Source organism: Microbacterium testaceum StLB037, from assembly GCF_900104345.1.
Taxonomy (GTDB): Bacteria; Actinomycetota; Actinomycetes; order Actinomycetales; family Microbacteriaceae; genus Microbacterium; species Microbacterium testaceum_A.
This window is the reverse complement of record NZ_FNJN01000003.1, coordinates 129,373-149,306: the sequence shown is the minus strand read 5'-3', so window position 1 is coordinate 149,306 and position 19,934 is coordinate 129,373. Positions and strand designations below refer to the sequence as shown.

Annotated in this window: 26 protein-coding genes; 14 read left to right on the top strand and 12 right to left on the bottom strand. The window is 69.4% G+C overall.

The features are described from left to right. Positions 1-4: 4 nt before the first annotated feature. Positions 5-1,069 (bottom strand): hypothetical protein, encoded by a 1,065-nt coding sequence (locus tag BLS25_RS06940; protein ID WP_143017849.1) that lies wholly within the window; start codon positions 1,067-1,069, stop codon positions 5-7. A gap of 74 nt (positions 1,070-1,143) precedes the next feature. Between BLS25_RS06940 and BLS25_RS06935 the strand changes: the two genes are divergently transcribed. Both BLS25_RS06935 and BLS25_RS06930 read left to right on the top strand, forming a co-directional pair. Further along, on the top strand, positions 1,144-1,953 hold the full coding sequence (locus tag BLS25_RS06935; protein ID WP_074694915.1) for an SDR family oxidoreductase: 810 nt from the start codon (positions 1,144-1,146) through the stop codon (positions 1,951-1,953). Positions 1,954-1,985: 32 nt separating this feature from the next. Further along, complete coding sequence (locus BLS25_RS06930) at positions 1,986-2,543, top strand: DUF6578 domain-containing protein (RefSeq protein WP_074694914.1); 558 nt, start codon at positions 1,986-1,988, stop codon at positions 2,541-2,543. On the opposite strand, the gene BLS25_RS06925 is transcribed toward BLS25_RS06930, so the two are convergent. Further along, the gene (locus BLS25_RS06925) at positions 2,540-3,085 is read right to left on the bottom strand and encodes a P-loop NTPase family protein (RefSeq protein ID WP_074694913.1); all 546 of its coding nucleotides are present in this window, start codon (positions 3,083-3,085) and stop codon (positions 2,540-2,542) included. The genes BLS25_RS06930 and BLS25_RS06925 overlap by 4 nt on opposite strands. Positions 3,086-3,448: 363 nt before the next feature. On the opposite strand from BLS25_RS06925, the gene BLS25_RS06920 reads away from it, so the two are divergent. Next, positions 3,449-4,198: a hypothetical protein gene (locus tag BLS25_RS06920; protein ID WP_074694912.1), complete on the top strand. Its 750-nt coding sequence runs from the start codon at positions 3,449-3,451 to the stop codon at positions 4,196-4,198. A 12-nt stretch (positions 4,199-4,210) separates the two neighbouring features. Next, entirely contained in the window at positions 4,211-5,044 is an 834-nt protein-coding gene (locus tag BLS25_RS06915; RefSeq protein WP_074694911.1) for a hypothetical protein, read from the top strand. Between the two features lie 73 nt (positions 5,045-5,117). Here BLS25_RS06915 and BLS25_RS06910 read toward each other — a convergent pair whose 3' ends face one another. Continuing rightward, a complete protein-coding gene (locus BLS25_RS06910) occupies positions 5,118-5,462 on the bottom strand; it encodes a histone-like nucleoid-structuring protein Lsr2 (RefSeq protein ID WP_074695155.1) in 345 nt (114 codons plus the stop codon). Between the two features lie 48 nt (positions 5,463-5,510). On the opposite strand from BLS25_RS06910, the gene BLS25_RS17150 reads away from it, so the two are divergent. Next, positions 5,511-5,780, top strand: a complete 270-nt coding sequence (locus BLS25_RS17150) for a DUF1016 N-terminal domain-containing protein (protein WP_256335552.1) — start codon at positions 5,511-5,513, stop codon at positions 5,778-5,780. A 121-nt stretch (positions 5,781-5,901) separates the two neighbouring features. On the opposite strand, the gene BLS25_RS06900 is transcribed toward BLS25_RS17150, so the two are convergent. Genes BLS25_RS06900 through BLS25_RS06885 form a run of 4 tightly spaced genes read right to left on the bottom strand, consistent with a single transcriptional unit; the run spans position 5,902 to position 8,349 of the window. Then, a complete protein-coding gene (locus tag BLS25_RS06900) occupies positions 5,902-6,660 on the bottom strand; it encodes a hypothetical protein (protein WP_074694910.1) in 759 nt (252 codons plus the stop codon). Beyond that, complete coding sequence (locus BLS25_RS06895; protein ID WP_074694909.1) at positions 6,657-7,574, bottom strand: ABC transporter ATP-binding protein; 918 nt, start codon at positions 7,572-7,574, stop codon at positions 6,657-6,659. Before BLS25_RS06895 ends, BLS25_RS06900 begins: the two co-directional genes overlap by 4 nt. After that, positions 7,571-7,798 (bottom strand): PLD nuclease N-terminal domain-containing protein, encoded by a 228-nt coding sequence (locus tag BLS25_RS06890; protein ID WP_218128165.1) that lies wholly within the window; start codon positions 7,796-7,798, stop codon positions 7,571-7,573. Before BLS25_RS06890 ends, BLS25_RS06895 begins: the two co-directional genes overlap by 4 nt. After that, positions 7,795-8,349 (bottom strand): helix-turn-helix domain-containing protein, encoded by a 555-nt coding sequence (locus BLS25_RS06885; RefSeq protein ID WP_074694908.1) that lies wholly within the window; start codon positions 8,347-8,349, stop codon positions 7,795-7,797. Before BLS25_RS06885 ends, BLS25_RS06890 begins: the two co-directional genes overlap by 4 nt. A gap of 438 nt (positions 8,350-8,787) precedes the next feature. Between BLS25_RS06885 and BLS25_RS06880 the strand changes: the two genes are divergently transcribed. Continuing rightward, positions 8,788-9,402 carry a sigma-70 family RNA polymerase sigma factor gene (locus tag BLS25_RS06880; protein ID WP_081349728.1) on the top strand — a complete coding sequence of 205 codons (615 nt, stop codon included), beginning with the start codon at positions 8,788-8,790 and terminating at the stop codon, positions 9,400-9,402. 22 nt (positions 9,403-9,424) lie between these two features. Here the strand turns inward: BLS25_RS06880 and BLS25_RS06875 are convergent, their stop codons facing one another. Then, positions 9,425-9,754: a winged helix-turn-helix transcriptional regulator gene (locus BLS25_RS06875; protein ID WP_056231884.1), complete on the bottom strand. Its 330-nt coding sequence runs from the start codon at positions 9,752-9,754 to the stop codon at positions 9,425-9,427. 72 nt (positions 9,755-9,826) lie between these two features. Between BLS25_RS06875 and BLS25_RS06870 the strand changes: the two genes are divergently transcribed. Then, positions 9,827-10,474, top strand: a complete 648-nt coding sequence (locus BLS25_RS06870; protein WP_074694907.1) for an FMN-dependent NADH-azoreductase — start codon at positions 9,827-9,829, stop codon at positions 10,472-10,474. Between the two features lie 63 nt (positions 10,475-10,537). On the opposite strand, the gene BLS25_RS06865 is transcribed toward BLS25_RS06870, so the two are convergent. Then, on the bottom strand, positions 10,538-11,320 hold the full coding sequence (locus BLS25_RS06865) for a dienelactone hydrolase family protein (protein WP_074694906.1): 783 nt from the start codon (positions 11,318-11,320) through the stop codon (positions 10,538-10,540). Between the two features lie 125 nt (positions 11,321-11,445). Here BLS25_RS06865 and BLS25_RS06860 point away from each other — a divergent pair, with 125 nt between their 5' ends. Next, a complete protein-coding gene (locus BLS25_RS06860; protein WP_074694905.1) occupies positions 11,446-11,967 on the top strand; it encodes a DUF2127 domain-containing protein in 522 nt (173 codons plus the stop codon). Between the two features lie 20 nt (positions 11,968-11,987). Here the strand turns inward: BLS25_RS06860 and BLS25_RS06855 are convergent, their stop codons facing one another. Beyond that, a complete protein-coding gene (locus tag BLS25_RS06855) occupies positions 11,988-12,680 on the bottom strand; it encodes a class I SAM-dependent DNA methyltransferase (protein WP_074694904.1) in 693 nt (230 codons plus the stop codon). Between the two features lie 70 nt (positions 12,681-12,750). On the opposite strand from BLS25_RS06855, the gene BLS25_RS06850 reads away from it, so the two are divergent. Continuing rightward, positions 12,751-13,707: an AEC family transporter gene (locus BLS25_RS06850; RefSeq protein ID WP_371129315.1), complete on the top strand. Its 957-nt coding sequence runs from the start codon at positions 12,751-12,753 to the stop codon at positions 13,705-13,707. 73 nt (positions 13,708-13,780) lie between these two features. Then, positions 13,781-14,329 carry an HdeD family acid-resistance protein gene (locus BLS25_RS06845; RefSeq protein ID WP_056231899.1) on the top strand — a complete coding sequence of 183 codons (549 nt, stop codon included), beginning with the start codon at positions 13,781-13,783 and terminating at the stop codon, positions 14,327-14,329. Positions 14,330-14,378: 49 nt separating this feature from the next. Here BLS25_RS06845 and BLS25_RS06840 read toward each other — a convergent pair whose 3' ends face one another. After that, positions 14,379-16,349: a S9 family peptidase gene (locus tag BLS25_RS06840; protein WP_074694902.1), complete on the bottom strand. Its 1,971-nt coding sequence runs from the start codon at positions 16,347-16,349 to the stop codon at positions 14,379-14,381. A gap of 2 nt (positions 16,350-16,351) precedes the next feature. Then, positions 16,352-17,116, bottom strand: coding sequence for an SDR family oxidoreductase (locus tag BLS25_RS06835; RefSeq protein WP_074694901.1), 765 nt, complete (start codon positions 17,114-17,116; stop codon positions 16,352-16,354). A 142-nt stretch (positions 17,117-17,258) separates the two neighbouring features. Here BLS25_RS06835 and BLS25_RS06830 point away from each other — a divergent pair, with 142 nt between their 5' ends. The 4 genes from BLS25_RS06830 to BLS25_RS06815 all read left to right on the top strand — a co-directional run bounded on the left by BLS25_RS06830 (position 17,259) and on the right by BLS25_RS06815 (position 19,929). Continuing rightward, positions 17,259-17,735 (top strand): NfeD family protein, encoded by a 477-nt coding sequence (locus BLS25_RS06830; protein WP_056231916.1) that lies wholly within the window; start codon positions 17,259-17,261, stop codon positions 17,733-17,735. Beyond that, on the top strand, positions 17,732-18,667 hold the full coding sequence (locus BLS25_RS06825; protein WP_056231919.1) for an SPFH domain-containing protein: 936 nt from the start codon (positions 17,732-17,734) through the stop codon (positions 18,665-18,667). The genes BLS25_RS06830 and BLS25_RS06825 overlap by 4 nt, the downstream gene beginning before the upstream one ends. Beyond that, the gene (locus BLS25_RS06820; protein WP_074694900.1) at positions 18,667-19,464 is read left to right on the top strand and encodes a glycerophosphodiester phosphodiesterase family protein; all 798 of its coding nucleotides are present in this window, start codon (positions 18,667-18,669) and stop codon (positions 19,462-19,464) included. The genes BLS25_RS06825 and BLS25_RS06820 overlap by 1 nt, the downstream gene beginning before the upstream one ends. A 93-nt stretch (positions 19,465-19,557) precedes the next feature. Then, positions 19,558-19,929, top strand: coding sequence for an RNA polymerase-binding protein RbpA (locus tag BLS25_RS06815; RefSeq protein WP_056231926.1), 372 nt, complete (start codon positions 19,558-19,560; stop codon positions 19,927-19,929). Positions 19,930-19,934: the final 5 nt, after the last annotated feature.

The following is a 19,934-nucleotide window of genomic DNA, read 5'->3' as shown; positions in this document are numbered from 1 at the left end:
CTGATCAGGGCGCGCGACAGTCCGCCGTCAGCGAGAAGTGCATCAGCCCGTCAATGCTCGAGCGATCGCGGGCCGACAGACGTATCACCCCGTTGTACCGCAGGTCTTCCTGCATGGCGCGGTCCTTCGAGTAGCCCTCGGCGCTCCACGCATCGAGAATCGCGGCGTAGGAGGCAGCGTTGTCCGCGGTGCGGACGGTCATATCGTGGCTGGTCGTTCCGTCACACGGCAGGTCGGATGCCGCGGGCGCGGTCACCGGTACTCCCTCGGCATCCGTCATCGGCGTCGCTGCCGCTTCGATGGTCAGCTTCGCCATGCGCGCAATCTCATCGCGGGAGTCGGACACCGGAGCCGGCGCGGGGCCCTCGTCGACCGTGGTGACCGGGGAAGGGGATGCGGAAGGGCGAGCGGCCACCACTCCGCCTGCAAGGCCGCACTCGGTCTCATCGACCAGCCGTGGGAGGACGAAGGCCGGTTCGGTCGAGGTGCTGAGGCGCTCCCACGCGTTGTCGAACGTGTTCCAGATTCGCAGCGTGTCGCCGCTGGTCACGGCGATGTAGGACTGCTGCTGGAACGGCTTATGCCCGTCGTCGACGGACGTGCTGCCGACGGAGGTGCCGATCACCCCCTCCACGCGGCGCACCTCGCCCGCGGCGAGGAAGAGGAAGCTGCGCTCGCTCACGACGTAACCGGTTTCGCATCCGTTCGCCACGATGGGGGTCACCGACTCGTCCGTGAGGGTGAAGCCGAAAGCGGCCACCACTGCCGCCGCCGCGACGATCGCCCGGAGCGGACCAAGCAGCACCCACCACCACCTGCGCGCGCGGACGGCGAAGACGATCACGCTCAGCGTCACCGTGGATGCCATGAGGCACGCAGCGACAAGCACGCCGCCCGTCCAAGGCCCGACGACCACCTCGCGCCCGCCCGCACTGTCCGCCGAAATGGGCATGACCACGAGGATCACCCCCGCGAACACCAGGTACGCGAGGCTCGCCACGACCGCTGTCCGGCGGCGCCCCGCGCTCACACCCCGCTCGGCGACCGGCGCCCCCACGTCCACTGTCACATCGCCACTCTGGCAGCGATCCCTGGACGACCCCCGCACACCGCGCCCATGGGTTCGAGGAGCAGACTGAGCACATGACTCTCGCACTCGTCACCGGAACCACCAGCGGCATCGGCCTGCATACCGCCATCCAGCTTGCGCAGCAGGGAGTGACGGTCATCGCCACGGTCCGCGACACCGCGCGCGCCGATGCCCTGCGCTCGGCGGCATCCGAGGCGGGTCTCGAGCTCGACATCCGGGCCTTGGACGTGACGGATGCCGCGGCCTCCCGTGCGCTGATCGAGGCGGCGGGTCCGATCGACATCCTCGTGAACAACGCCGGACGGGGCGCTGTGGGCACCCTCGAGCAGATGAGCGACGAGGACCTGCAGGAGCAGTTGGAGACCAACTACCTCTCGGTCGCGCGCCTGACCCGTCTCGTCCTGCCCGGCATGCGCGAGCGGGGGAGCGGACGCATCGTCACGGTCACCAGCGTCGGGGGAGCGGTGGGCCAACCGTTCTCGGACGCGTACTGCGCCGCCAAGTTCGCCGTCGAGGGGCTCATGCAGTCGCTCGCCCCGGTCGTCGCCCCCTTCGGCATCGACGTGTCGATCGTCGAGCCCGCCGCCGTCGCGTCGTCGTTCGTCGACTCCGTCCACCGCGCCGCCCCCGGGCCCTACGCCGAGCAGCAGCAGGCGTACCTCGACCGCGCGGCGACCTCGTTCGCGTCCGCGCAATCTGCGGAGGATGCCGCGAAGACGGTCGTCGAGGCCTCGACGACGTCCGCGCCGCGCTTCCGCTGGCAGACCTCCGATGCGGCGACCCAGTTCGCCGGCCTGTCTCTGGCGGACCTCGACGGATCGCGAGTGCTGGGCATGACCTCCGGCTGGGTGCGGCGCGACTGAACCACGCCCGCGCCCCGGTTACCGTGGGATCCATGACGCGCGTGTGGCTGGATGCGATGGAGTGGGCGTGTTGCGGTGATCCGTTCAGCGTCGGCGACGACGTGGACTTCGTGATCGAACACCGGACGCCCTTCGACGGTTTCGTCCGTCAGTTGGGTGCCGAGCTGGCCGCGACGGTGGACGCCTTCGAGGCACGGCATCCCGAGGGCTCCACCGACGATCGAGTGCTCGGACGGGTTACGCGCGTACAGATCGTCGTGCAGGAGTCGATCGAGAGCTTCGCCCTCCGTCGACCCGGACACGGTGCCCCTCCGGATGCCGAGATGCCCGCCGAAGGGGAACTTTGGCCGCTTCCGGGCCGGGACCTCGGGAACGGGTTCTTCATCGGCAACCGCCCCTCGCGGTGGATGCGGGTGTCCGCGCCCGTGCCGGAGGCGGTCGAGCTCGTGCCCAGCCACAGCGTCCCGGGGGAGCGGCCGGAATCGGACGATCGGGTCACGGAAGACGAGCTCAACGGACCCGAGCCCTCCGAACGCCGTCTGCGGATCCGCAGAGGGTGGCTCGTCGACGTCGAAGAGACGCACCTCTAGGACGGCGTCACCGCGGGCTCCCAGGAGCACACGGCATCGACCAGCTCCCTCACCGTCGACCGACTGTCGAGGCGCAGGACGGGCTTGCCGATCGTCGCCAACCACCCGTCGTGTTCGGCCCGACTGCGGCCGTCGAAGGCCGGGTCGTCGTACCCCTCGGCCCAGGTCTTGAACTCGTGCCAGGCGTCGTCGTCATGCGGCAGGCCCCCGCGTCGGACGACCTCGCGGGCTTCGAGGCGGCGGAGCCTCTCCGCGGGGTCGAGCGCGACGAAGACGATCGCGTCGCACTCCGCGACGACCGACTCTCCCCACCCGAGCATCGAGCCCGAGAGCACCCACGCGGGGCGGCCGACGAAGATCTCGCGCATCAACGCCACCCGTTCCGCGTCGCCTCTCTTCCGCGTGAACGGGGGAGTGGTCGGCATCCAGAAATAGTCGTCGGCGTCGGCATGCGGCACCGCCCAGTGCGCGGCCAACGCGTCGCCCAGCGTCGTCGTTCCGCTGCCGCTGCCACCGAGAATGTGGACGCGTGATGGACGCATCGTGCCCCTTTTCGTTCGAGCCGGCGTGACGATCATCCATCAGAATCGTGTGCCCACCGAGTCGTCTCGGTGCGGAGAGCCGAGCGCTTCTCCGCACAGGCGGGGGAGCGGATGCCAGGTGGTTTCGGCAGCGCGAACCAGCGACGTCGTTACTTCTCGGTGGGCGACGTTCCCGAATGCCCCGACCAAACGGCGCGCGCACCGCTGTCTCCAACCAGAAGAGGGTGGGCGGGAAGCCCGAACGCGGCCCCGCGGCTCTCACTCCAGTCAGGGCGTGGCGTACACCAGCGGAAGCCGGTCAACGACCCGCCGTCCGCGTTGGTGGGACGGAGAGGGGAGTGGCCCGACAGCCCGACCGGCGCGATGGATGCCGCGGCCGAATGGAACGCGGCCAAGCGCAACCAGCGGCCCGTTGCGCCGGGACGCGAGACGGCCGAGCCCGATCCCGAGCTGTGGGGTCGGTACACCGCCGAGCTGGGCGAGCTGCGGGAAACGCTGCGCTCGGTTCCGCTCGACGACCGCGACACGTGGGCGCGCGTCGCGCGGCAGACGTCGGGAGCGTTTGCGGCGTGGTCGAACGCCGTCGAGGAAGTACCCGGCGACCTCGCCGCGGCATCGGACGAGCTGGCGAAGTCGGCGCAGACCTACCGCGGCCACACGAAGCCCCAGAAGGCGGGGCGGGTGTCGGCCGGCGGCGCGGCGATGCTCCTTGCCAGCGCCGTCCGAGGTGGTCAGGGAACCGCAGCGCAAGCCGCGATGCTGCGCCAGCTCATGAACCTCACCCAGGCCGTCTATGACGCCGCCAAGGCCGCGCAGCAAGCACGGCACGCGGAAGCGATCGCCACCGACGTTCGGACACGGCTGGCCCGCGTTCGTGCCGCCCTGCCGGCGACGTCGGCCACCGCGGCCACGGTCGCGGCCACGAGGACCGAGCCGCGACGCATCGACATGTCTTCGGTGGTCGACGAGGTCACGCGCGAGGCGCTGGACAAGATGAACCGGGCCGAGGAGAACCGACGGAAGGGAACGACCTCGCCGCTCCCCTCGACGATCGAACCGACCCGACCCCGCACGACAACAACCCCGCGGCCCGACCGAGGCCCAGAACGATGAGAGGAGCACGCCATGGCCGATGAGAGCGACGGCATTTCCGAAGCGTTCGAGGGGCAGCTCCGCGTCGCGGTGACCGCCGCCGGCCGCGTGGGCGAAATCGTCGCCCGACAGCGCGAGGAAGCAGCTCGACGAGCCCAGGCCGAGAGCCAGCAACAAGCCCGCGAGCTGGCATCCCGGCTCGCCGCCGAACGGCAGTCGGCACGCGTTGAGCTCAGCGGCGTCTACCGGAACGACTGGTGGGAGCGAGCGACCCCCGAGCAGATCGGCACGACGCTCGCCACGGCGCGCGCGTGGGGCAACGAAGACCCCGAGGCCGTGCGCGCAGAGGCGCACATGCGCGATGAGCTGCGCACCCGCTACGGCGTCGACGTCGCCCAAGCCGGCGGCGACCCCCAGGCGGTGCAAGCAGCGGTCGACGCCGAGCTGCTGCGCCGGCAGTCCGAGACGGAGCGGCAGCGTGGCACCGGCGATGAGGCCGAGGCGGCGCTACTGATGCGCGAAGCCGACCGCGCCGACCGCCAGGCCGAGGCCGCGGACGAGCGCGCGGAGAACGCCCCTGAGGGCTCCGAGGAGCGCATCCAGGCACAGTTGCACGAGCGCGCGGCCGGGTCCGCACGAGCCGAGGCCGGCCCCAAGTACGACTCCGCACAGCGGCGCGAGAGTGACGCGAACCAGCTCAAAGCCAAGGGCATCGACAAGGAGGCCGTGGCCGCCAAGATGCACGCCGACGTCGGCAACGCCAAGCCGGCCACCGAGGCCGTAAAGGGCTCGCCCGCGACCGCGACGAAGGCGAAGCCGGCAAGGTCGGCCGCGGCGCGCGTGCAGCGTTCCGAGCTAGGGCGCTGAGCGCCCGTCTGTGCCTCTCCTGATAAGTCATGCTCGCGAAGACCCGTCGTCGCAAGCGGAGGAGTAAAGCTGATCAGCTGGTCGCGGCCGTATATGCGTCGATGATGGTGGCAGGAACACGGCCCCGGTCGCTGACCGTGTGCCCATTCGCGCGCGCCCATTCGCGGACCGCTCCCAAGTCGACACTGCCTTTCCGAGGAGGGTTACGCCGGGAGCCCCGTGCATCAGACGAGCCAACGGACCGGGCCGCGGCGACGTAGGGAGCGAACACCTCGAATAACTTGTCCGCATTAGCGTCTGAAAGGTCGATCTCGTACGCACGCCCTTCAACCGAGAAGGTGACCTGCTTACCCTCCCCGTTCTCGAGGACAGAACCATCTAGATCGTCGACAAGGTGGGTCACGTGCTTAGTTGCCATGTCGGCATCCTCCCACTTACCGGGCACACAGAATGGGAAGCTGGGCCAGTGACAGAGCTAGCTCCGAATGAGTACTCCACCACCCTCAATGAGCTGAAAGCCCAGGTGCACCGCGCACGACTGCAGGTCCAGCGCGCAGCCAACAACGAACTCCTGCAGCTCTGGTGGCGTATCGGCGACACCATCCTTCGTCGCCAAACGGAGCAGGGATGGGGCGCCCAGGTGCTCACCCGGCTCGCCGAAGACCTGCGCGCGGAATTTTCCACCATGAAGGGCTTTTCTCGCGCGAACCTGTTCTACATGCGGCGGTTCGCTTAAGCGTGGCCCGACCTCAACGCAGTTGTCCAACGGCCCGTTGGACGATTGCCCTGGGGGCACGTCATCCGCCTGACGAACGCGGCGGCGACGGGCGGTCGGTGGATGTCGGCCTCGGGCTGGATCAGGCGTCGCGGCGCAGCCCTTGCCGTCGCGACACGGCGTCCGCGACGGCGACGCACACCGTCGTCAGCACCAGAGCGACGGCCCCGGGAATGACGAGGTCCACAGCTCCGAGCCGCGATGCGTTCAGCAGGGCCGTCGGCACCCACCCGGTTGCGCCGACGCTGTTGAGCAGGGGCGCTGACAGCATCAGGATCGTCGCTATCGCCAACGCCGTCGCCGTGCGTCTCGCGAATGCCATCACCAGGTGGCCCACGCTCAACGCCATGACGAGGTAGAGCGCGGAGGCCGCTCCGACCCGCACGACGGCGCTCGGGGGAAGGGGCCCGATGGTCGCGGTCGTCATCACGGCCGCGAGCATCAGTCCGAGCAGATAGCTCCCGGCGACGCTCAGGCACACCACCACGAACCGGGGGAGTGTGATCGCTGCCAGCGCACGCACGCGCGTGCGGTAGAACGCCGACGAACCGGGCCGGGCGTCCCAGCCGAGGGCGGTGACAGCGGTGGCGACGGCGAGTACCAGCCCCAGCTGCATCGCACTCTGTCCGAACAGGGCGATGCCGTCCTCGGGTGTCGCCCGACTCGCCGACACCGTCAGCTGATCGGTGCCGGCCGCAGCGCGGAGGATCTCCGGCATGTGGGCGGCGAGCACCGGCGCGGAGAGGCCGAAGAACGCGAAGACGACGATCAGCCCGAGGAGCAGCCCCGACCGCGTCAGACGTCGCAGCTCGACGCGGGCGGATGCGAAGACGACGATCACGCGCTGACCTCCCCGACGAGACGGGCGAAGGTCGAATCGAGGTCGTCGTCGCGCAGTGTGATCTCGAGTACCGGCAGGCCGAGGGCCTGAACGCAGGGGAGCAGACGGTCGGCCGCCTCGGCGAAGCTCGGGAACGTGAGGGTCACCGTGTCGGCCGCCTCCCGCGCCAGACCCACGTGCGAATCCTCCAGGCGCGGGAGCGTGCGCCCCGCGGGAACCGGTGCGTTGAAACGGACGGTCCAGACGGGTCGTCGTCCGGCTCGCAAGAGCTCGGCCGGCGTTCCGTTCGCGACGACGGCGCCCTTGTCGAGGACGACCACGTGGTCCGCGAGAAGCTCGACTTCGCTGAGCAGGTGGCTGGAGAGCAAGACGCACCGGTTCTTCCCCTCGGCGAGGATGAGGGCGCGCATATCCGCACGTCCGACGGGATCGAGCGCACTCTGGGGCTCATCGAGGATGAGCACCTCCGGATCGCTAACGAGCGCCGCGGCGATGCCGAGGCGTTGCAGCATCCCGCGGGAGAAGTCCGCAATGCGCCGCCGCGCCACCGCACCCAGACCGCATGCGTCCAGCGCCGCTGCCGCGCGTCGCGTCGCATCGACGCCACTCGTCCGGGTCGCCCTCTGCGCGAGCGCCAGGGAGGTCTGCACGACCTCGGACGCGGTGAGCCAGGGCTCGAACTGAGGGATGTCGGGGCAGTAGGCGACTCGGGCGTCCTCTATTGCGAAGGCGACCGCACCCGCCTGGGGAGTGCACAGACCCGCGACGACGCTGAACAGCACCGTCTTGCCGGCACCGTTCGCGCCGATGACGGCGGTCACGGCTCGGTCGGCGGCGGTGAAGGTGACCCCGTGGATACCGCCGCCGCGGGGGTACGCGAGCGTGAGGTCATCGACGATCAGCGCGACACTCATCGCAGGTCCGCGTCGCGAAGTCGGGGGCCCCGACTCCGCCCCATCACGAGGTACAGGATCGCCCCACCGGGGACGAGCAGCAGCACGATGAGAGCCCACATGGGCTTGGGGAGGTGCTGGACCGGGCGCCGGGTGATGTCGACAAGTGCCCATCCGACCAACGCGGCGAGAAGAGCGAAGACGGGCAGGAGGGGGAGGAGCATGTCGGCGGGCAGGAGGTTCACGATGCTTCCCCGGGGACGGTGCCGGCCTCCTGTTGCGGCAGCAGCACCGTTGTCAGGGTCCGTCGACGACGCTTTGGGCTCGGCTCGTTGCCCAACAACGGCGTCAACGCCTCCATGAGCGATCGCGCGAAGGCGTCGACCTCGGCATCGCTGGCCCAGAACGGCGCTTGCGCGAAACTCACCCGGTCAGCGTGCAGATCGCCATCCCCGGTTGCCAGATACGCGGCGAAGTCGCGGATCACGCCCGAGGTGAAGACGGTGAAGGCGGTCAGCATCTCGTCGGCGCTGAGGGCGCGCAGATCGTCGGCCGACGGATTCTCCAGACCGGCGGTGAGGCGGTACGCCTTCTCGCTCGCGCCGCGGACCTGTCGCTCGTCGACCACCTCGATCACGTCATGCGTTACGAGATGACCGACGTGGCGGTACAGCGTCGCGATCGGCACATCGGGGAGCAGTTCGTGAAGCTGCCCGGTCGTTCGACTCTCGGCGCCGAGGAGGGCCTGCACCACGCGCAAGCGTACGGGATGAAGAAGGGAGGAGGGATCGCTCATGACCAAATAGTATCATTATCAATACTGATAGCGTGCGAATCGCTCATTAGGAGCGGAGAGACGAAGGAACCCGCGAGAACCTAGGAGGACGTCGTGACGCACGAGGGTGGCGGTCACGGCACGGCGTTCCCGCGACGACCTTCGCGGATCCGCTGATACCGAGGGCCACTGAAGTCGATCGCCCAGCGGAGCAGTTCCGATCCAAATCAGGGGAACGGAACAATGCGACCATTTCAGTGCGCGAAGGGGTCGCAGGGCACGGAACCCGGGTCGTCTCCCTTCACTCTGACATAATGTGCATTATCGGCGCTTCCAGACGATGGCGAGCGACTCTCGGAGTCGGCTCCATCTCAGGCGACCAAACTTTATTCAGATGCATATTCCAACGGTGCACGCAAGTGCTCTCTCACCGCCCGGATCATCTGTCAGCATCACCCCATGGCCGCTCGCGCTCCGCACACCGATAATGTCGACGATCACGCCGTCGACACCCTGAGCGCTCTGGCGGCCGCCGTCGCGAAGGGCGATCGCACAGCGTTCGCTCAGCTGTACGACCTCACCTCCGCCCGGGTGTTCGGGGTGGTGCTGAGGGTGGTCGTGAATCGCGCTCTGGCCGAAGAGGTGCTCCAGGAGGTGTACGTCTACGTCTGGCAGAACGCGTCGAAGTTCGTCGCCTCGAAGGGCAGCCTGCAGGCGTGGATCAGCACGATCGCGTATCGCCGAGCCGTCGACTGCGTCAGGGCGACGCAGGCGTCTCACGATCGGGACCGGCACGTGGGATCGAGATCTCTGGTCAAGGACGCTGACGTGGCCTCGGATGCCGTCGACCACTACCTCGAACGCGCGCACCTTCACGCCGCTCTGTCGCAGCTCTCCCCCGACCAACGACTCTGCGTGGAGCTCGCCTACACCGCCGGCCTCACGCAGTCGCAGATCGCGGCCCGCCTGGGCCAGCCCCTCGGGACGATCAAATCCCGCACGCGAACCGCAATGAGAGAGCTGCGTCGCACCCTTCAGGGACACGCCGGCTTGGGCGTGGGCGCGGTGGCGTGACGCCGCCGGTCGGCCTTCCTCGTCAGCGCCGCGTCAGGTTACCTTCGGCCCACTCGCCGAGCTGACCCAGGATCGGAACCAGTCGGCATCCGGCGTCCGTCAGCGCGTACGTGACGGCGACCGGCGGCCCGGCGTCGACGCGGCGGTCGACCAGGCCGGTGTCGGCGAGTTCGGTGAGGCGGTCCGACAGCACGGCGTCGCTGATGCCGCCGACCGCTCGCCGTAGGCCTGAGAACGACAACTCCCCCTGGCCGAGCACGTCGAGGATCATGCCGTTCCACCGCTTGCCGAGGACCGAGAACGCGTGCGAGACAGCGGCGTCGCACCGTCGCACGTCATGTTCTTCGGTCATGACTCCATTCTACGTGTGCTAGCTTTCCCGAAGCCACTTTGTTTTTCATAGCCACTCTGATCGGAGAAGCGCATGACCCTGTTCCGCCTGGATGCCAGCATCCTGCCCGCCACCTCTACGAGCCGCGAACTCGGCGACCTCGTCGAGGCCGAGTGGCTCGCCGCGCACCCGTCGTCGACGGTCGTCCGCCGTGACGTCGCCGCCGACCCAATGCCCGCCACCGCCTGGCGCGACGCCGTGACCTCGGGCTTCACCCCCGCCGACCAGCACACCGACGGCCAGCGCGAGGCCGTCGCTCTGCGCACGCGCCTCGCCGACGAGCTGATCGACGCCGACGCTCTGCTCTTCACCGTCCCGCTGTACAACTACGGCGTCTCGCAGCACGTGAAGACCTGGTTCGACCTCGCCTACACCGATCCGCGCATCGATCCGCAGGGCACGGCGCTGCGCGGTAAGCCCGCCACCCTCGTCACGGTCCTCGGCGGCAACTACGAGCCCGGGAGCCCCAAGGAGGGCTGGGACCACTCGACAGGCTGGCTGCGCCGCGTCTTCGCGGACGTGTGGGGACTCGACCTCACTGTCGTGCACCGCCCCTTCACGCTCGTCGGTGTGAATCCCGCGCTCGACGCCTTCGCCGACGTGGCGGCAGGACTGAAGACGGATGCCGAGCAGGCCGCCGTCACCGCCGGACGCACCCTCGCCGCGTCGCGGGACGCCTGACGCCCGCAACACCCGACTCGCCCGCCACGGACCGCAATGCGAACCCGTGGCGGGCGAATCCTGTCACGCCCGCGCTTCGAACACTTCCGCGAGGAACGCCTTCATCGCGGCCCAGCTGCGCCGCTCGGCGGTCGCCTGGAATTGCGCGCCCTGCTCGGGGGCATCGGCATCCGGAAGCGTGAAGGCGTGCATCGCGTTCGCGTACGACACCAGCTGCCAGTCGACCGACGGCGCCGTGCGCAGGTCGTTCTCGAAGGCGAGCATCGCGTCATCGGGTGCGACGGGATCGGCGGCGCCGTGCAACACGAGCAGCTTCGCGGTCATCTGCTCCGCCTCGCCCTCGGGCCCGGTGAGCAGTCCGCCGTGAAAGCTGACGACCGCGTCGACGTCGGCGCCCGTGCGCGCGAGCTCGAGCACCGACGACCCGCCGAAGCAGTAGCCGATCGCCGCGGTGCGGTCGGCGTCGACCGACGGCTGCTCGCGCAGGTAGGCAAAGGCCTCGGTCAGGCGCTTCCTCCACAGCGGGCGATCCTGGTAGAAGCCGCCGGCGACACCGGCCGCGTCCTCGGGCGCCGGTCGCACGTCGGCGCCGTAGACGTCCGCCGCGAAGGCCGTGTAGCCGAGGCGGGCGAGCATGTCGCAGCGCATGCGCACGTAGTCGGTCACGCCGAGCCAGTCGTGCACGACCATGATCCCCGGGTGGCGCCCCTCCCCTGCCGGGTGCGCCAGGTATCCGCGGTAGGCGACGCCGTCGGCGGTGTAGTCGACGTCGCCCGATTCGATTCCGGATGCCGGGAGGGGTTCGCGATCGAGGATCTCGGTGAGGTTCGGGGCATAGGTGTTCATTTCCGCGACGGTAGACCTCGCGCATAAGGACCAGCCGGGTCTTGTGGACGAGGTGCCGATGCCTCACGGCCTACACTCGGCCCTGACGACGACCGCCGTCGACGTCGGCCGGAGAGGAGCGCCAGGTGCGCGAACGGGTGATGGATCTCGTGTTCCTCATCGGCGTCGCCCTGAAGGGCCTCGACGGCCTGGTCGAACTCGTCGGTGCGATCGTGCTGCTCGTCACAACCCCCGGCCAGCTCCTGCACGTCGCCCAGCGGCTCACCGCTCATGAGCTGGCGCGGGAGCCGAACGACTTCCTCGCGAACGCGCTGCTGCACAGCATCACGCAGCTCGGGTCGGGCACGGTCGTCTTCCTCGCCGTGTACCTCCTGCTGCACGGCGTCGTGAAGCTTGCGATCGTCATCGCCCTAATGCTCGGCACCCGACGGGTGTACCCGTGGGCGATCGCCGCGATCGGCGCCTTCCTCATGTACCAGGTGTACGAACTGTTCGTCTCGCCGAGCATCGGCCTCGTGCTGCTCACGGTCTTCGACCTGATCATCCTGCTGCTCACCTGGCGCGAGTGGCGGCGCGGTCGCCCCCTGCGCCAGACCTGGCATTCGACGCTGGATTGGATCCTGCGCCGGCCGCAGCCGCAGCACTGACCGCTTCCCCGAAGCCCGCGTCAGCGGCGGCACGCGAAGAACAGTCGCGGTGCCTCGTCGTCGACGGGACGATCGCGGCCGCCGCTCACCTCGACCCGGGTGAATCCCGCCTCCGTCAGCATGCGGCGGACGTCGGTCAACGAAGCACCGTACTCGGCGATCGTCTCGTCGATCGGATCGTGGTCGCCCTCGATGCGCACGTGCCAGTCGTAGCGGTCGTCGCGCTCGTCGCTGATCGAAATCGTGACCGTCGATCCCCCGGCGACCGTCGTCTCGGACCGCCCCGCGCCGCCGCGGAGGCGCCCGAGCGTGTTCATGTCGAAGAGGAACATCCCGTCGGTTTCGAGATGACCGGATGCCACGGCGAACACCCGCGGCCAGTCCGAGACGGGCACATGGTTGACGGTGTCGTAGACGCACGCGACGACATCGAACCGACGATCCAGGGCGATGTCGCGGATGTCCGCCTCGATCAGGTCGGCATCCACCCCCTTGATTCGGGCGATCTCGAGCATGTCGGGTGACACGTCGATGCCGACCTTGGCCCACGCGGCGGGCAGGAGGTCGAGCACGGCCCCGGTGCCGCACCCGAGCTCGAGGATCGACTCCACCTCGCGCCCGAGCTCGGCGGCGCGTCTCTCGATCCAGGCGGCGAACGGCTCGGGGGTCCCGCCCTGCAGGACGTCGTAGAAGCGCGCGAATCCGGAGTACATGCGGCTCATCCCATCACGGCGTCACGGAGCGAGCCAAGCGTCCCGCTACGCTCGAACCGATGACTTCTCCGTGCGCCCCTCTCCCCCGGTCCGGCGCGTGAGCGGCGTCTTCACCGGCTTCGCGGTCGTCGGTCTCGCGGTCGTGGTGGGCTACATCATCGCCCGCATCGATCTGCTCGGGCCGCACGCGCGCCCCGTGCTGAGCCGCCTGACGTTCTTCGTGCTGTCGCCGTTCCTGCTGTTCACGGTGCTCGCGAAGGCCGACGTCGCCACGCTGTTCTCGGCGCTGCTGCCCGTGTCGATGATCACGGCGGCGGTCGTGATCGGTGTCTACACCCTGATTTCGGCGCTGGTCCTGCGGCGCCGCGTGGGTGAGACGGTGATCGGCGCGCTGTCGGCGGGCCAGGTGAACAGCAATAACATCGGCATCCCGATCTCGCTCTACATGCTCGGGAACGCGGCGTACTCGGCTCCGGTGATCCTGTTCCAGTTGCTGGTCCTCATGCCGATCGCCCTCTCGATCCTGGATGCCGCCACCTCGGGCTCCCGCAACGTGGGGCGCATCCTGTTGCAGACGGCGAAGAACCCGATGCTCATCGGTTCCGCCCTGGGCGTGCTGGTGGCGCTCCTCGACATCGATCTGCCGCCGGTCGTCTTCGACCCCCTGCAGCTGATCGCCGGGGCGTGCGTTCCCGTGCTGCTGATGTCGTACGGGATGTCGCTGTACGGCCAGCGCGTGCTGACCGAGCCGGGTCGCCGCGTCGACGTGGTGATCGCCTCGGCCCTGAAGCTCGTGGCGATGCCCGCGCTGGCGTGGCTCGTGGCGACGCTCTTCGCGCTGCCCGCCGACCAGGTGTTCGTCGTCGTGGTGCTCGCGGCGCTCCCGACGGCGCAGAACGTCTTCAATTTCGCGCAGCGGTACGGAGTGGGCGAGATCCTGTCGCGCGACGTGGTCTTCATCTCGACGCTCGGGTGCCTGCCGGTGCTGTTCACGGTGGCGCTGTTGCTGGAGCACTCCCCCGCGTGAGGGTCCTCGCGCGCGGTGAACCTTCGGGTCTAGGGTGAGAGTCGTTCCCAGCTTTCACTCAGAAAGGCTCGCCATGCCGACCTCCACGACCAACCCCGCCGTCGGAGCCGTGCGCACCGCGCTCGGCGTCAGCGGAGCCCTCTCCCTCGTCATCGGTCTGCTCATCCTCATCTGGCCGGGACGCACCGCCGAGGTCGCCGTCGGCATCATCTCGATCTACGTGATCATCGCCGGTCTTGTGAACATCGCCATCGGCCTGTTCTGGCGCTCGGGATGGGCGCGCATCGGCTACCTCGTACTCGGCGTGCTGTTCATCGTCGCGGGCATCTTCTCGTTCGCCAACCTGTCGGCCACGACCGCGTGGTTCGGGGTGTTCATCGGCACCCTGGTCGGCATCCTCTGGATCATCGAGGGCGTCGTCTCGCTCACGACGGCCGGTCATCAGTCGAAGGCGCGGGCCTGGACGATCTTCTTCGCGATCGTCAGCATCCTCGCCGGCATCGTGCTGCTGTTCTCGCCGTTGCTCGGCGCGGTGACCCTGTTCCTGCTCATCGGCATCTCGCTCGTGATCCTGGGCGTGTTCCAGATCGTGCGGGCGATCCAGTTCGGCAAAGCCGTCTGATCTCGAACGAACAGGGCCCGGATGCCATGGCATCCGGGCCCTTCGTGTCTCACCCCACCGGCAGGTGGCGATTCCACCACTCGAGGACGGCGTCGAAACGCTGCACCCGGTGCTGCGGGCGCCCGGCGCGCGTGAGCTCGTGATCCTCGCCCGGGAAGACGAGCATCTCGGCCTCGACGCCGTTGCGCTTGAGCGCCGCGTAGTACCGCGTCGCCTGATCGAGCGGGCAGCGGTAGTCGAGTTCGGAGTGCAGCACGAGCGTGGGCGTGGCGACCTGGTCGACGACGGCCATGGGGCTCTGCGCGGCCACGAGCGCCGGGTCGGTGCCGACGTACTCCTCGCCGAAGAACGAGCCGATGTCGCTCGAGCCCGGGAAGGCGGCGGGGTCGAGAAATCCGCGCTCGACGATCGCTGCGGCGAAGCGGTGCTCGTGCGCGATGATCCAAGCGGTCATGTACCCGCCGTACGAGCCGCCCATGACACCCACGCGGTCCGCGTCGAGCCGCGGGTCGGCACCGACGACGCCGTCGAAGAAGTCCATGACGTCGAAGAAGTCGAGGGTGCCCATGCGGCGGCGGATCGAGCGACCGTGTGAGCGGCCGTAACCGGCACTCCCCCGCGGGTTGCTGTAGACGACCGCGTATCCGGCGTCGACGAGCACCTGCGTCTCGTCGAACAGGTGCACGCCGTACGACGCGTAGGGGCCGCCGTGGATCTGCAGGATGACCGGGAACGGTCCCTCGCCCTCGGGCACGGCCACCCAGCCGTGCACGGGATAACCCTCTCGACCGACGATCTCGTGCTCGACCGGGACCACGATCCCCGCCGCGCGAGCGGCCTGGCCGAACGCGGTGAGCGCCCGCACCTCGGACCCCTCGCTCACGACGAGCTCTCCGGAGGACTCGGGAGAGGCGACGGATGCCACGACCCGGCCCCGCGCGACGGCATGGCCGTTCACCTCGAGGTCGCCGCCGAGCACCTGCTCCACCCGCCCGTCGCGCGTCACACGCAAGAGCCGCAGGCGACCGCGCGTGCGGTCCTGCACGAGCACGTCGTCGCCGTCGAACGAGAGGTGACTGCCGACCTCGCCGAGGTCGACCGTCTCGGGGTCGGTGAGCGGACGCGGTCCGTCGGCCTCGATGATGAAGAGCGCGACGCCGGGCGCGACGAAGTCGATCCCCTCATCGCCCACGTCGTTCGCGAGAACGAAGACCGCGCCGTCGGGCGCGACGTCGACCGTCGCCACCGAGAGGTTCTCCGACGAGCTCAGCATCTCGCGCTGCTCGCCGCTGTCGACCGCGACCGCGACGACCCGGTCGCGCAGGTCGCGGCGCGCGGTCTCGATCACGTCGGGGACGCTGAGCACCTCCGAACCGTCGGCGGTCCAGACGACGCCGCTCCAGCTCGTCTCCCCGTGGGTGAGTTGCGTCGCGGGCTCAGCCACGACGCGCTTCTCGGGCGTCTCGAGGGACGGCGCCGGCGCGTAGAACGGCTCGGCGTCGGTCGAAGGGACGTCGACGACGAACAGCTGCGCCGGACGATCGAGGTAGCCGAGCCCGTTGGCGTGCCAGCGGATGCCGGTGATCCGGCGCGGCGGCTCGGCCGCGGCATCCCGTCCCTCGACCGTGCCGTAGCGGCCGGGTTCGGGCACGCGAGCCGTGAAGGCGAGGCGGGCGCCGTCGGGCGAGAACGCCAGGGCGGTCACTCCCCCGGGCTGGTCGGTGACCTGCACGGGCTCGCCCCCGGACGAGGCCACGACGAAGACCTGCGTGCGTCCCTTGTCGTCGGCGCGGAGGAACGCGATCGTCGCGTCGTCGGGAGACAGGTGGGGCGCCCGATCGGCGACCCCCCGCGTGAGGCGCCGGGGCGAGCCGACGGGCAACTCGACCCGCCAGAGCTGCCCGACCGCGCGGTCGGCGGCGAGGTCGGGGCGAGAGGTCGCGAAGACGGCGAACGCCCCCGAAGCGGCGATCGCGGGCCGACCGACCCCGATCAGTGTCTTGATGTCGGTCGGCCGCATGCTCACTCGCCTCCGAACGAACCCGTGTCTCCGACGAGGCGGGTGTTGTCGGCGGGCACCGGGTCGACCGCGGCGCGGGCCACCTCGGCGGCGAACTCCGAGACGTTGTAGAGCTTGCCGGCGTCTTCGCGGCGCGCCGAGATGGCGCCGGGGTTCGCGCGCTCGAGCAGGGTCGCCGTGATGGTGCCCTCGATCATGTCGCCCGAGATGACGGTGAAGCCGATGCCGCGCTCTTCGAGAGCCGGGATCTTCTCGCGCAGGGCGTCTTCGCCGGCGCGCTTCGACAGGGCGACCGGCTCGTACTCGGGCATGGTCGGGGTAGTGCGGATGAAGTGCGCCTGGTGGCTGGTCACGAAGACGACGCGCGCGTCGTCCGTGAGCAGCGGCAGAGCCGTCTCGAGCACGTTGACCTGCGCGTCGCGGTTGAGCAGCAGCGCGTAGTCCTCGGCCATGCCCGACTCCATGCCGCCCGAGGCGTTGAGCACGAGGATGTCCAGACCGCCGAAGGTGCGCTCGACCTCGTCGAACATCGCCTTGACCGATTCGGGGTCGGTGAGGTCGGCGCCGACGACGAGGGCCTCGACGCCGAGCTCGCGCAGCTGCGTGGCGAGCTTCTCGGCGCGGGGCGCCTTGTTGCGGAAGTTGATGACGACGTTCGCGCCGGCCTCGGCGAAGTAGCGGACGGTGTCGGCGCCGATGCCGCGCGACGAGCCGGTGACGAGGGCGGTCTTGCCGCTCAGCGAGCCGGACGGGAGGGTCTGGGACACGGGAGTTCTCCTGACGATTCGGAATCAGCCCCCAGCCTATCGAGCGGGATGCCGACGCCCCGGGGCGACGGCGCCTGTGCGGAGGATGAGAACCGGCCCCGGTGTCGGTGCCCAGTGCTACGTTCGGGCCAGGAGGCACGAAATGGACGTTCTCTCCATCGTCGAGATGTGGGCCTGGATCGGCTGGATCCTGCTCATCCTCGTCTTCCTCGTGTGCGAGATGCTCACCGGCGAGTTGACGTTCCTGATGGTCGCGGTGGGGAGCCTCGTCGGCCTCGTCTCCGACCTGGTGGGCGCACCCCTCTGGCTGCAAATCATCGTCGCGGCCGTCGCTTCGGTCGCGCTCCTGCTGTTCGTGCGTCCGCCCCTGCTGCAACGACTGCACCGCGACGCCGATCCGCGGCCCTCCAACGTCGAGGCGCTGCTGGGTCTCGAGGGCCTCGTCCTGTCGCGGATGTCGGCGTCGGTCCCCGGGCAGGTCAAGCTCTCGAACGGTGACGTGTGGACCGCGCGCGCCGAGACCGACACCCGGATCGACCCCGCCACGCGCATCGAGGTCGTCCGTATCGACGGCGCCACCGCCGTCGTCCGCGCGCGAAGCCAGGAGGCGACATCATGAACGATCTGATCCCCGTCACGATCGGGTGGGTCCTCGCGGCCGTGGTGGTGATCTTCGTCGTCGTGGTACTGTTCCGCGCGATCCGGATCATCCCGCAGGCCCGCGCCGGAGTGGTCGAGCGACTCGGCCGTTACCACAAGACGCTCAGCCCGGGCCTGAACCTCGTCGTCCCCCTCGTCGACCGCGTGCGGCCCCTGATCGACATGCGCGAGCAGGTCGTCTCGTTCCCCCCGCAGCCGGTCATCACCGAGGACAACCTGGTCGTCTCGATCGACACGGTCGTGTACTTTCAGGTCACCGACGCCCGGGCCGCGACCTACGAGATCGCCAACTACCTCGGCGCCGTCGAGCAACTGACGACCACGACCCTGCGCAACGTCGTGGGCGGCCTCAACCTCGAGCAGGCGCTCACCAGCCGCGACAACATCAACGGTCAGTTGCGCGTCGTCCTCGACGAGGCCACGGGAAAATGGGGCATTCGGGTGGGACGCGTCGAGCTCAAGGCGATCGATCCGCCCCTCTCGATCCAGGACTCGATGGAGAAGCAGATGAGAGCCGAACGCGATCGCCGCGCCGCGATCCTGACCGCCGAGGGGTCCAAGCAGTCGCAGATCCTCGAGGCCGAGGGGCGCCGTCAGGCGGCGATCCTCGAGGCCGAGGGCGACAAGCAGGCGGCAGTCCTGCGCGCGCAGGGTGAGGCCGAGGCGATCCACTCGGTGTTCACGGCGATCCACGAGGGCCGGCCCGACGACAAGCTCCTCGCGTACCAGTATCTTCAGACGCTGCCGAAGATCAGCGACAGCTCGTCGAGCAAGCTGTGGATCATCCCGAGCGAGTTCACCGAGGCGCTGAAGGGCATCTCCGGCGCGTTCGTCTCGCGCTCGGGCGACGACTCCCCCGCCGCGGCGTCCCCGCCGAGCTCGGCTCCGTGATGACGCGGCATCCCTACCTCTCCCCGGACGCCCCGCGTGTGCTCGCCCACCGCGGTCTGGTGACGGCGGATGCCGCCGCGCACGGGGTGGCCGAGAACTCCTTCGCCGCGGTGGCCGAGGCGCACGCCGCCGGAGCCGACTACGTCGAGTCGGACTGCCACCTCACCGCCGACGGCGAGGTCGTGCTGTTCCACGACGACGATCTGCGGCGGGTCGCCGATGATCCGCGGGCCATCGCCGACGTCCGCCTGCACGAGATCGAAGAGCTGATGTCGGAGCGCGGGGGGCTCATCACGCTGGTCCAGGCCCTCGAGTCCTTCCCCGACGTGCGCTTCAACCTCGATGTGAAGGCCGCGGCCGCAGCGGGCGAGGTCGGCCGCCTCGTCGCCCCGCACGCCGAGCGCGTCCTGGTCACGAGCTTCTCCGACGAGCGTCGACGCGATGCCCTCGCCGCCGCGCGGGCCGCGGGGGCGCGGATGCGTCCGGCCACCTCGCCCGGGTCGGCGACGATCGCCCGCCTTCTCGCCGCTCGCGCGCTGCACCGGACCCGCCTGGTCCGTTCTCTCCTGAGCGAGGTCGACGCCCTGCAGATCCCCGAGCGTCAGGGGCCGATCCCCGTGGTCACGCGCGGGTTGCTGCGAGACGCGCACGCCGCCGGTGTCGAGGTGCACGTGTGGACCGTGAACGACGAAGACGACATGTCCCGGCTGCTCGACCTCGGCGTGGACGGCCTCGTCACCGACCGCGCCGACGCGGCCATCGCGCTGGTGAACACACGGGGAACAGCGGCTGTCTGAGCATCCACTGTGAAACTCGTCAGGACGCGCGGAGTTCGAATAAAGCGCACAGGTGCGAACGTTATACATGGGGACCGACGAGAGGACCACAAAATGGCAGACCGCAGTCTCCGCGGCATCCGACTCGGCGCCCAAAGCCTCCAGAGCGAAGACGGCGTCGTGTTCCACGACCGTGCACAACACACCTACTCCTGCAGCACCTGCGGACGCGACACCGTCCTGACCTTCGCTGCCGACGCCGAGGTTCCCGACGCGTGGGAGTGCCGCACCTGCGGTGCCGAGGCGCTTCTTCGCATCGGCGACGGCACGGCGACGGTCGACCACAGCGCCGACAAGGCCGCCCGTACGCACTGGGACATGCTCCTGGAGCGTCGCACCATCCCCGAGCTCGAGGAACTCCTCGAGGAGCGCCTCGCGTTCGTCCGCGCTCGTCGCGGCGCGGGGAACGAGAAGCTCAGCGCCTGACGCTG